Source organism: Acidobacteriaceae bacterium (assembly GCA_035944135.1).
Taxonomy (GTDB): domain Bacteria; phylum Acidobacteriota; class Terriglobia; order Terriglobales; family Acidobacteriaceae; genus Granulicella.
Window position 1 is genome coordinate 190,598 of the sequence record DASZBM010000004.1, and the last position, 10,156, is coordinate 200,753.

Genomic DNA, 10,156 nt, shown 5'->3' on the forward strand with positions numbered 1-10,156 from the left:
GCCTCACGGCCTTTCGAACAACAGAAAATAGTCGTTCTGGTCGCCCTTCGTGAAGTCATACTGCCGCACGAAGTGGAAGCCCGCGCGCTGGACCTCTGCGATCACCACGTCTGCATTGATGCCGTGGTCTGCGCCGTTCCCAGGGTGGTCGATCACGCCGAACAGCCCTCCCGACTTCATCTCTCCGCGCAGGTTCGCCAGCAGCACCGGCGGGTGCGCAACCTCGTGGTAAACCCTCAGCATCAGCGCCGCGTCCAGCGAGTTCGCCGGCAGTTTCGGATCGTCCGGTGTACCCAGAACCGCCGCGATGTTGGGCAGGTTTTCCTTCGCCGCACGATTATGGATGGCGTCCACGGCATGCTGGTTGATGTCCTCCGCGAACACCGTACCTCCGGGCGAAACCCGGCGCGCGGCCCGCACCGAGAACCAGCCGCCGCCCGCGCCGATATCCGCGACCGTCGCTCCCGGATGAAGCTTCAGCGTATCCATAACGCGGTCGATCTGCAGCTTCTGATCCCGTCCCGGCTCGTCAAAGACCGACAGATCGCCGGTGTACGGTGTGCTGGTGGGGTGGGTTGGCGGCGGCGGGGTCGCGGTCGTCTGGGCGCCAAGCGGCAGCGTGGTCAGGACCAGGATGGCGGCAAGCAGGGGAAATCTCATGGCTACTAATTTCATGGCTACTAAGATTTTGCATCCTCCCGCGACAAGCCGCACGTAATAGACAGGTGAAGGCATGCGGACCGAAGCAGCGGAGTTCCGGGGCGTGGTCGAGCGGCATCAGCGGATGGTGTTTTCGCTCGCCCTCAGGGTCACCGGGGAATACGGCACGGCCGAAGAGGTCGCGCAGGACGTGTTCCTTGAGCTCTTCCGGTCGGCCGAACGGCTGTCCAGCGAGGACCACGTGAGGTTCTGGCTGCGCAAAGTGACGGTGCACCGGGCGACCGACGCGCTACGGCGCCGGGCGCACCGTCCCGAAACGCACGCCGAGGAGTGGAACGAAGAGGCACCCGGTGACGGCGATGGCGCAGCCGGCCTCGGGACCGTGCTCGAAGCCCGGCTCGAAGAGCTGCTCGGCTCCCTGCCGGAACAGATGAGAGTTGCAGTCGTATTGCGGTACCAGGAGGACATGACGCCGGACGACATTGCGAAGCTGCTTGGCCAGCCCCTGGCCACAGTCAAGAGCAATCTCCAGCGCGGGCTGAAGCTGCTGCGGCGCAAGGCGGAGATCACCATGAAGGAGTATGTGCGATGAACGGGCCTGAAGACAGAGAACAGAAAGTCGAGATGAACGATCAAATGACCGAGTTCGAGCAGGCGCTCGCTCGCTCCATGCGCCGCGTCGAAGTGCGCGCCGAGACCACCGCGAAATTCCTCGCACTTGCCGACGAGGCCGAGCGCAAGCGCGTGCACGCGGGTGGCGGCTTCCGCCTGATCAAGTTATCCAACGGCGGACGCATCTTCACCATGCCCCGCTCTTTCACGCGGACTTGGATGGGTGGAGCAATTGCCGCCGTGCTCGCGATGGGAGTTTTTGTCGGCACTCACGTTCACGAGCAGCACGAGCGCAGGGTGGAAGCACAGAAGCAGTTTGAAACCGCGGAACGCATCACCGACGAGACGCTGGCCCGCACCAGGGCCGAGCTCGCACGGCAGGGGATCGAGCTCGAACAGTAACGCGATCTGAATTTTTTGCGCACAGCGCAGCAACGAAAGGGCAGGAGGCGAGATGAAAAAGATGATTCAAAGCAAAGTGATTGCGTGGCTGCGTGGATTCGTCTGGGCAGCAATGATTGCGGGATGTGCGTGGGCCGGTGCCCAGACCTACCTCATGCAGCCGCCAACCGGCCATTACCGCGTGGTGGCACTGGGCGCGGGCGAGGGCATCGGCGAGGGACTCGGCGTCGGACAGGGCGAAGGCGCCCAGAGCGCGGCCCCGCTGCCCAAGGACGATCTCTTCGCGGGCACCGAGGTCTTTGCCAAGGGCGCCAGCGACATCACCGAGATCACCATGGACCCGGACTCGTTGAACCTTGTCGACGGCCGCGACGAGCACCGCGCGCACAACATGGTCCTCAACGTCGTCCGCACCTACACCTACGACAAGCCCGGCATGTACAACATGGCGGACGTCGACGCGATCCGCAACAAGCTCAACACCGGCGACTGGCACTGCTCCGTCCACGTCCGCGACCTCAAGAACGGATCCGGCTCTGACGTTTGCAGCAAGCACCGCACCGACGGCATGAGAGAGACCGCGATCATCGAGGTCGAGGCGAAGTCGCTCACCTTCATCCACACGATCCGCAAGTCTGGCGGCCCTGGCTCCAGCGACCTGGGCTTCTTCCCCATGCTGCCCGGGCTCGGTCCGATGACCATGCTGGCCATGACCAACCCCGAAGCACTCGCGGACATGCAATTCGGCCTGCACGGCCTCCCAATGATCCTCAACATGGAGCCGAATACGTTCAACGTGACCCCCTTTGCCAATGACCAGATGATCCAGCTCAAGACGCTCAAGGTCCGCCCCATGGATCCCGAGCAGATGGAGAAGCTGAATAAACAGATGAAGGATTTCGAAAAGGACTTCTACAAGGACAAGGACAAGGATCTGACGGCGCCCGCAGCACCGCCAACTCCGCAGGCCGCCCCGGCTCCCGCTCCCCCGCAACCTCCGGAGTAGAACGCTGCCGACGCAATAGAATGAGGAGCTGATGTCGCTCCTTTTTGAGGTGGGCGCGACGTGCGCAGATGGCGGACGTCGCGGTGAACTTACGCTGCCGCACGGTGTCGTGCAAACCCCGGTGTTCATGCCGGTGGGCACGGCCGCCAGCGTCAAGGCCGTCCCGCAGGATGTCGTGGAAACGCTCCTCGGCCGCGGCGCGGAGATCATCCTCGCCAACACCTACCACCTTTATCTCCGCCCCGGCCACGAGCTCATTCGCGCGCTCGGCGGCGTGCACCGCTTCATGAGTTGGCGCCGGCCCATGCTCACCGATTCCGGCGGCTTCCAGGTCTTCTCCCTCGCCAAGCTCCGCAAGATCACCAGCGATGGCGTCGAGTTCCGCTCGCACCTCGATGGCTCGAAACACTTCTTCTCCCCCGAGCACTCCATGGAAGTACAGATCGCGCTCGGCGCCGATGTGATGATGGCCTTCGACGAATGCGTGGAGACGCCCGCAAGCTGGGAGCGCACGCGCGACTCCATGGCCCTCACGCACGCCTGGGCCGCGCGCTCGAAGCAGTACTGGGAAGAGCATCGTCACGAAGTCCCATGGTGCCGCTCAGCCACAGATCTGGGTGCCCCACATCTTGAAGAGATGTGGAATCGGACCACCGCCTTCGAACGCGAGTACGACGCCACCCATTTCAGCGACAAGCACCAGGCACTCTTCGGAATCGTGCAGGGCGGCATGTACCCGGACCTGCGCCGCGAGAGTGCAGCCCGGCTCGTCGAAATGGACTTCCCCGGCTACGCCATTGGGGGCCTTGCCGTCGGCGAGCCGCGCGAGGTCACCCGCGAGATGATCGCGCTCTGCCTCGATCTTCTGCCCAAAGACAAGCCGCGCTACGTCATGGGCGTCGGCTACCCCGACGAGATCGAAGAGTACGCGCGCATGGGCGTCGACATGATGGACTGCGTGCTCCCCACGCGCGCCGGCCGCCACGGCCTGCTCTTCCTCCGCGAAAACCCTTCCGACCGCCGCAGCGCAGTCCTCCGCCTCAACATCAAGCGCAAAGATCTCGCCGCCGATCAGGGCCCCATCGACGCCGGCTGCGCGTGCCCGGTCTGCGCGCGTTATTCACGCGCCTATCTGCGTCACCTCTTCGCAAGCGGAGAACCGCTCGGCGCAACCCTCAACTCAATCCACAACATTGCCTTCTATCTCGAAACCATGGAACGCGTGCGAGCCGACATCGCAGGCGATCGCGCGTTCTGAATTCTATTTGCACGCAAACCGAGCCGGGCAGATACTGGCTCGCATGCATAGGACCATGATCCGCGGTGTGCGGCTGTGCGTGATGATGATGGCGCTCTGTGGCGTGACATGGGCGCAGACCTCGAAGCCCGGCACAGGCACAGTGACGGGCCACGTCTTCTGCCAGGACACGCAGAAACCTGCACGCTTCGCGCAGGTCACTCTCCTCGCCGTTCCGCCTGCAGTGACCGCCATGCCCAAGCTCGATGGGACAGATACCAAGACCATTGAAGCGTTCCGCAAATCCATGAACGACGCCATGAGCTCCACCACGTTCGTAATGACGGAAACTGGTCTCGATGGCAGCTTTGCGGCCGAAGATCTTGCCCCCGGCGACTACTTCGTCATGGCATCCGTCGGCGGCTACATCCAGCCCCACGAACTCCTGCAGGCCGCGTACGACGCGGGCGAGGACCTCACGAAGGGCGTCACCGGCGTGCCCACCGTGAGCGTCTCCGCAGACCACTCCGTCAACGCAGAGATCTCTGTCATGCGCGGAGCAGCCATCGAGGGCCGTGTGCTCTGGGACGACGGCAGTGGTGTGCACCAGGCCAATGTCTCGGTTGAGCCGAAGACTGGAGAGCACAAGCAACTCCCGCCGCAGTTCACCATGTTCCTGATGAACGGAGAGGCGATGGCCAACACGGACGACCGTGGCCACTATCGCATCTCCGGCCTCGCGCCTGGCGAATACACCATCCGGGTAATGCTCCAGACGAATCACCGCATGGTCATGCAGCGGGGACGCTTCGATCAGGGAGCTAGCTTCGGTACTGCTCCGCTCATCGTGTACGCACCCGCCGGGTTCCGCAAGAAGGACGCCAAACCGGTCGCCGTCTCCGCAGGCGAGGAACGCACCGATGAGGACATCACATTCGACCTCGGCGCAACACACACCGTCAGCGGACGCGTCACCTCTGCCGAAGATCACCACGGATTGAACCGCGGCGTCGTAATCCTGACCGATACCACCGAGAAGACCTTCACGCGCAGCGCCGGGCTTGCTGCGGATGGCAGCTTCACCGTTCCCTTTGTTCCGTCGGGAACCTACACCATGGAAGTCAGGGGCGCGGCCGACACCGTCCCCGAGGAGCCCAAAAAATCCGACCAGGCCGGAATCTTCACCAGCGTCGGTTTCAAGACCGTGCGCAGCTATCAAAAGGCCGAGCAGCAGGTGATGGTCGCGGGTGACGATCTCACCGGCGAGAACATCGAGCTGACGCCTGCGAAGAGCTCGGAGAACGACACCCAAACCGGCAACCAGTAACAGCGCCGGACAGAACGGGGAATTGACGCAGCCCATCGCGTTGGTAGAACGTCTCTTTGACAGGACCTGTGTTGAATTCTGCAAGGAGCGTTGTGGCAATGAAGTGGGCGGGGCGAGTTGGGTTTGTGATGGCGGCGTGTGCGCTGGTGTGTTGCGGGTCCCAGGCCCAGGATCAGGGGCCGCGCGTGCAGCTGCAGATCGGCGCGCCCCAGGCTAATCAGCAGCGCATGCTCGCCACCGTAACAGGGCGTGTCACATGCTCAGATACACAGCGCGCAGCACGCTTTGCAACCGTGACGCTGATCGGGACTGACCAGGCAAACCAGACCCAGGGCCGTGGCGGATACGGCTTCGGCTTCGGACGTCGCGTAACCGCGCGCACAGATATGGATGGGAATTACACCGTCATGGCCGAGCCGGGCGACTACTATGTCACGGCGTCGGCCACCGGCTATGCCTCGCCGGTCGCCGAGACGGCAGCCCGGCTGCGCTCCGGTTCGACCGCGGCGGACCTGCTCGCCAGCCTGCCGCAGGTTCATGTGGCCGAGGGTGGTGGTGGGACGGCGAACATCACGCTGGATCGTGGCGGCGTCATTCAAGGCAAGATGCAGTGGGATGACGGAACGCCCGCCGCCGGCGTGAACGTGAGCGTCCAGTCGACCGCGCAATCGACCGCTCCGGCGACCGATCTGACACGCGTGGTCTCGCAACTTGGCGGCGGATTCGGCGGCGGCCTGGGTGGATTCCAGACCAGTGATGATCGCGGCGTCTTCAGGATTACAGGCTTGGCGCCTGGGAGTTACTGGGTTCGGGCGACGATGATGACGCCCTCGGCCGAGGAGGGCTCGGTCCAGCGGGTGAGCTCCATCGTGATGTATGCGCCCGGCAAGGTGCGGCGCAGCGATGCGCAGGTCGTGACGCTTAAATCCGGCGAGGAGCGCGATGATGTGCAGTTTGTGCTGGATCTGAGCACACTGCACACCGTTTCCGGCCATGTTGGCTCAACCGACCAGGGCAATGTCGCCGCCGGCGTGGTCCGGCTCACCGACACTCAGGACTCGAGCCTCTCGCGCATGGCGATGATTCAGCCGGATGGAAGCTTTGCGGTGCAGTGGGTTCCGGCCGGAACCTATACGCTGGCGGTCTCGAATGCCAGCAGTGTGGCATCGCAGAGCTTCGGGAGACGGCCGCAGGGTGAAAGCGCCGGGACGAGCTATGCGCCGTTTCAGGAGAGCCTGACCGTAACGGACTCGGATGTAGGCGGAATCGGAGTAACGCTGAGCCCGGCGTCCAGTCAGTAAAATCCATGCTCGGCCCCTCGAAAAAAGTGCTGCTCCTGATGCGGATAACTCATCTGTTTTGAAGATTTTGCAGACACCTTATCTTGCAAGTTGCTGATTCTGGATAATTTAGCGTACGACCGGTTGCGAAGGTCCAAGCCTAACTCCAATGTTGTGAAGATTTTGCGCAAAATGTGACGGGGGGAGGGGGTACCCCTCGCACCTAGAATTTAGCGGCTAGAAGCTGTCTTGTGGTGCGGCGCCAGACGGCCAGCAGGACGATCGCGGCCCCGATGAGGGCGATCATCAGCCCGAACCAGAGGCCTGCAGCTCCGAGGTGCTGGCGGAAGCAGAACAGGATCCCGAGCGGAAGGCCGACGACCCAGTAACAAATCAAGTGGGTCAGGAACGGCGCGACGGTGTTGCCCGCTCCGCGCAGAGCGCCTGTAACGGTGATCTGGATGCCGTCGAAGAACTGAAACCCCGCAGCCACGAGAACCAATGGAACGGCCGCGGCGATCACCGACGCGTCGGGAGTGAAGATGCGCGCGAGTTTGCCAGGAATGGTCAGGAAGGTCAGGGCCGCGAAGAGCATGAAGGCGGCGCCGGCGAGGATTCCGCTCCAACCAGCCGCCGACGCGGTACCGGGCTGCGCGTGCCCGGTCCGGACGCGCCCAAGCGCATGGCCGACCCGGACGGCGGTCGCGGAGGAGATGGCGTACGGCACCATGAAGGTGGTGCTGGCTAGCTGGAGCGCGACCTCGTGCCCGGCAAGCGGAAGCGGACCGAGCGTGGCGATGAGTGCTGTTACGGTCGCGAAGACCGCGATCTCGACGAAGATCTGGGCACCGGCAGGAGCGCCGAGTCGGAAGAGCTGGCGAAGGTGCTGGAACTCTATCCGGCGCGAGGTGCGCGAGCGGATGTCGGCAACGACGCCATACTTATGGCGGCGGTCAGCCAGCAGCATAGCGACGGCGAGGACAACCATTAAATAGAGGCGGGCAAAGCTGGTGGCCCAGGCGGAGCCGACGACCTGGTACGCCGGAATGGCGATGATGTAGGTGCTCGTGACGTGCGAGTGGGGACCCAGCGTGAACTGCCAGTGATGGCCATAGATGAGGAGCCAGTCGCCGATGAAGTTGATCAGATTGGCGGAGATGAGCGCGAAAGCGATGGGCTTTGCGTGGTGAGCGGCCTGCAGATAGCGGCGGAGTGTGAAGTAGAGCAGCAGCGGAATGACGCCCCAGTTGAGGCCGTAGAGCGCAGGAACGGCCTGGGCGAGGACCCTCCGGTCGACGGGCATGCGATTGAGGACCGCGGGGCCGAAGGCGATGATTCCCACCAGCAGGAGCCCAAGCGCAAGCGCGAGGACGATTCCATGGAATAACCAGCGATTAGCCGCGTGGATCTCCTTCGCGCCGAAGGCTTGCGAGATGAGGGTGTCAAGGCCGAGAAGGACGCCGCCGATGCCGAAGACGAAGGTGTTGAAGATGACCTGGGCGAGCGCCGCGGCGGCCATGGGCACAGCGGAGTGCGGCAGCCGGCCGACCATGCTGGTGTCCACAACAGACATCGACATCCAGCCCAACTCGCCGGCGATGAGCGGCGCGGCGAGGCGGAGGAGCGGCGGGAGCTCCTGGCGGATGTCGGCTGCGCGCATTCAGACAGGGTAGCGGATGCGCATAGAGAAAGCGCCGAGATGATCTCGGCGCTTTCCGGTTGAGTAGAGAACTATCGAGAGGTGACTAATCGGATTCCGTGAACTGGATGTATGGTGTTGAGCCGCCGGTGGCGCTGCAGGTTTTGAGGGTGAGGTTGTTGGTTTCGCCTGTCGTGCCGTCGTAGCTGGAGGGCGAGACGCAGGTGGGTGCCGTGGTCGAGCCGTCGGTTACGGCGACCTTCACGGTGAGCGAGGCGCCCTTGTTGAAGTCTGCGCGCGAGCCGCCGGCGTTGCCGACTACGTTGAACTCGGCTTGTGTCCACTTGCTGGAGATATCCGTGTAGGAGTCTGCCACGCTGGCTGTGTAAGCCTCGGTGTCATAGGTCGCCGTGGCCCTGTCGGTGCCGCCGGCCGCGGCGGTGCCGGAAAGCGACAGGCTGGCCAGTTGGGTCGCCGGAAGCTGCCCGTTGTAGACAACGGTTGCGGGCGTGTTCTGCACGCAATCCACGCCTGTGCTGTCAGGACCGGCGTTAAGGAAGCCGCTCGGGCAGGAGGCGCTGGTGCTGGCGCCGTAGTTGATCAGCCAGTACTCGATGAACACCTCGGTCTTGCCCGTGAGCTGGTTGCTCGTGAGCGAAACCGGGGTGTCGGTCGAGATGACGTACTGCTGCCACGCGTAGCAACCGGAATATCCGGTGCAGGCGGCGGTGTTCACGATGTTGGTGTTGACCTGCAGCGTGTACTGATTGGTGCCGGTAATGCCATTGCTGTAGCCACTGCCGAACGGAACGTTTGCACCTTTCTCCGAAGTGACATTGCTCACGGTGGGGAAGCTGCCCACCACGGAGCTGAAGGTGTGGCCGGACGGCGCCTGCGCTACGTAGTCATAGCCGTTACCTGCTACTTGTGTGCGCATGTTTGGCCGTGCGGATTGATAGGCCGGGGGCGCGGCGCACTCTATCTTTTCCCATTCGGTGCTCGGAAAGGATGCGTGGTAGCAGCCTGCCTGGGGAGCTGGCATCTGGTGCATGGCGTGGCGCCATGCTGAGTGCTGCTGTTCCTGATCCTGCTGGACGGTTTGTGGGACATTCTGTGCCGCCGCAATGTGCGGGAGCAGGGCCGAGGCAATGACAAGGGTGGCTGAAGACAAAAGGGCCGTGGAACGTGGTGAGTGCATAGTTCTCCCGTGGATCGATTTGTGCGGCTTGAAACCGAGCGAAGAACACGTACAGCAGTGGCACAGCGAGGTGAAGTTTGTTCGTTCAGTGGCGCTCACTCTACTGAGGGAAAATATCCGGGTCAAGATCGGAAAGTAGTTAGACTTCAGTGTCGTGCTGTGCAAATACGACAGGCTGTCCCTTGGGTCGCATACACGACTTAACGACCTAAAAATGCGCGTGCATTTACGGTGTTATGCAATGTCACGTATCCGACCAGGACCTCGCGGCCGAAGCGCGTGAATGCTTCGGTGAGCTCAGGAGCGGCGGATGAGGCCCAGGTGCGTGGCAGCGGCCTAAAGGTCGGCGGCGCGCTTGTGGCGGAAGAGAAAGCGGGCGCCCGGGGCGAGGGTGAGTGTGCCGGTGCCGCTCGGGAAGCCTGAGCTGGGCGAGAGCGTGAGGTCGTAGGTGATGGAGCTGGTGTGCAGTGCGGGCGTGGCGGCGAGACGAGAAGCAAAAGGGCCGCCGGGCAGAGCGACGACAGCAAACGGGATGACATGGTTGAGGCTCCGGAGATATTTCAGTGGGCTCCGGAGAGGGCGCTGGCGGGGGAAGCGACCGGAGTGTCCTTCTTCAGGGCGCGGACGGACGTCCGGGTGAGTGCGAAAAAGGGCAGCAGATCAAGTGCCTGATACTGCGACAGAAAAGGGATTTCTTGACAGGGGGTTGCGCAGCGGAGATGCTTAAGGCTTAGGTGTACGTTGCCTCGGGAAGGCCGACGTGTCCTGGGTTGAGCGATCGGGTGCGATCGGATT

At 63.1% G+C, this 10,156-nt stretch carries 9 protein-coding genes; 6 read left to right on the plus strand and 3 right to left on the minus strand.

Features of this window, described 5'->3' with window-relative positions:
- Positions 1-3: 3 nt before the first annotated feature.
- Positions 4-660: a methyltransferase domain-containing protein gene (locus VGU25_10900; GenBank protein ID HEV2577709.1), complete on the minus strand. Its 657-nt coding sequence runs from the start codon at positions 658-660 to the stop codon at positions 4-6.
- 73 nt (positions 661-733) lie between these two features.
- Between VGU25_10900 and VGU25_10905 the strand changes: the two genes are divergently transcribed.
- The 6 genes from VGU25_10905 (at position 734) to VGU25_10930 (ending at position 6,545) form a co-directional block, all read left to right on the plus strand.
- A complete protein-coding gene (locus VGU25_10905) occupies positions 734-1,252 on the plus strand; it encodes a sigma-70 family RNA polymerase sigma factor (protein ID HEV2577710.1) in 519 nt (172 codons plus the stop codon).
- A 32-nt stretch (positions 1,253-1,284) separates the two neighbouring features.
- Positions 1,285-1,674: a hypothetical protein gene (locus VGU25_10910; protein ID HEV2577711.1), complete on the plus strand. Its 390-nt coding sequence runs from the start codon at positions 1,285-1,287 to the stop codon at positions 1,672-1,674.
- A gap of 52 nt (positions 1,675-1,726) precedes the next feature.
- A complete protein-coding gene (locus VGU25_10915; protein HEV2577712.1) occupies positions 1,727-2,680 on the plus strand; it encodes a hypothetical protein in 954 nt (317 codons plus the stop codon).
- Positions 2,681-2,711: 31 nt separating this feature from the next.
- Complete coding sequence (locus VGU25_10920; GenBank protein ID HEV2577713.1) at positions 2,712-3,938, plus strand: tRNA guanosine(34) transglycosylase Tgt; 1,227 nt, start codon at positions 2,712-2,714, stop codon at positions 3,936-3,938.
- 43 nt (positions 3,939-3,981) lie between these two features.
- A complete protein-coding gene (locus VGU25_10925; protein ID HEV2577714.1) occupies positions 3,982-5,244 on the plus strand; it encodes a carboxypeptidase regulatory-like domain-containing protein in 1,263 nt (420 codons plus the stop codon).
- A 98-nt stretch (positions 5,245-5,342) separates the two neighbouring features.
- Positions 5,343-6,545 carry a carboxypeptidase-like regulatory domain-containing protein gene (locus VGU25_10930; GenBank protein HEV2577715.1) on the plus strand — a complete coding sequence of 401 codons (1,203 nt, stop codon included), beginning with the start codon at positions 5,343-5,345 and terminating at the stop codon, positions 6,543-6,545.
- A 202-nt stretch (positions 6,546-6,747) separates the two neighbouring features.
- Here VGU25_10930 and VGU25_10935 read toward each other — a convergent pair whose 3' ends face one another.
- The gene (locus VGU25_10935; GenBank protein ID HEV2577716.1) at positions 6,748-8,184 is read right to left on the minus strand and encodes an MATE family efflux transporter; all 1,437 of its coding nucleotides are present in this window, start codon (positions 8,182-8,184) and stop codon (positions 6,748-6,750) included.
- An 85-nt stretch (positions 8,185-8,269) separates the two neighbouring features.
- Complete coding sequence (locus VGU25_10940) at positions 8,270-9,100, minus strand: hypothetical protein (protein ID HEV2577717.1); 831 nt, start codon at positions 9,098-9,100, stop codon at positions 8,270-8,272.
- Positions 9,101-10,156: the final 1,056 nt, after the last annotated feature.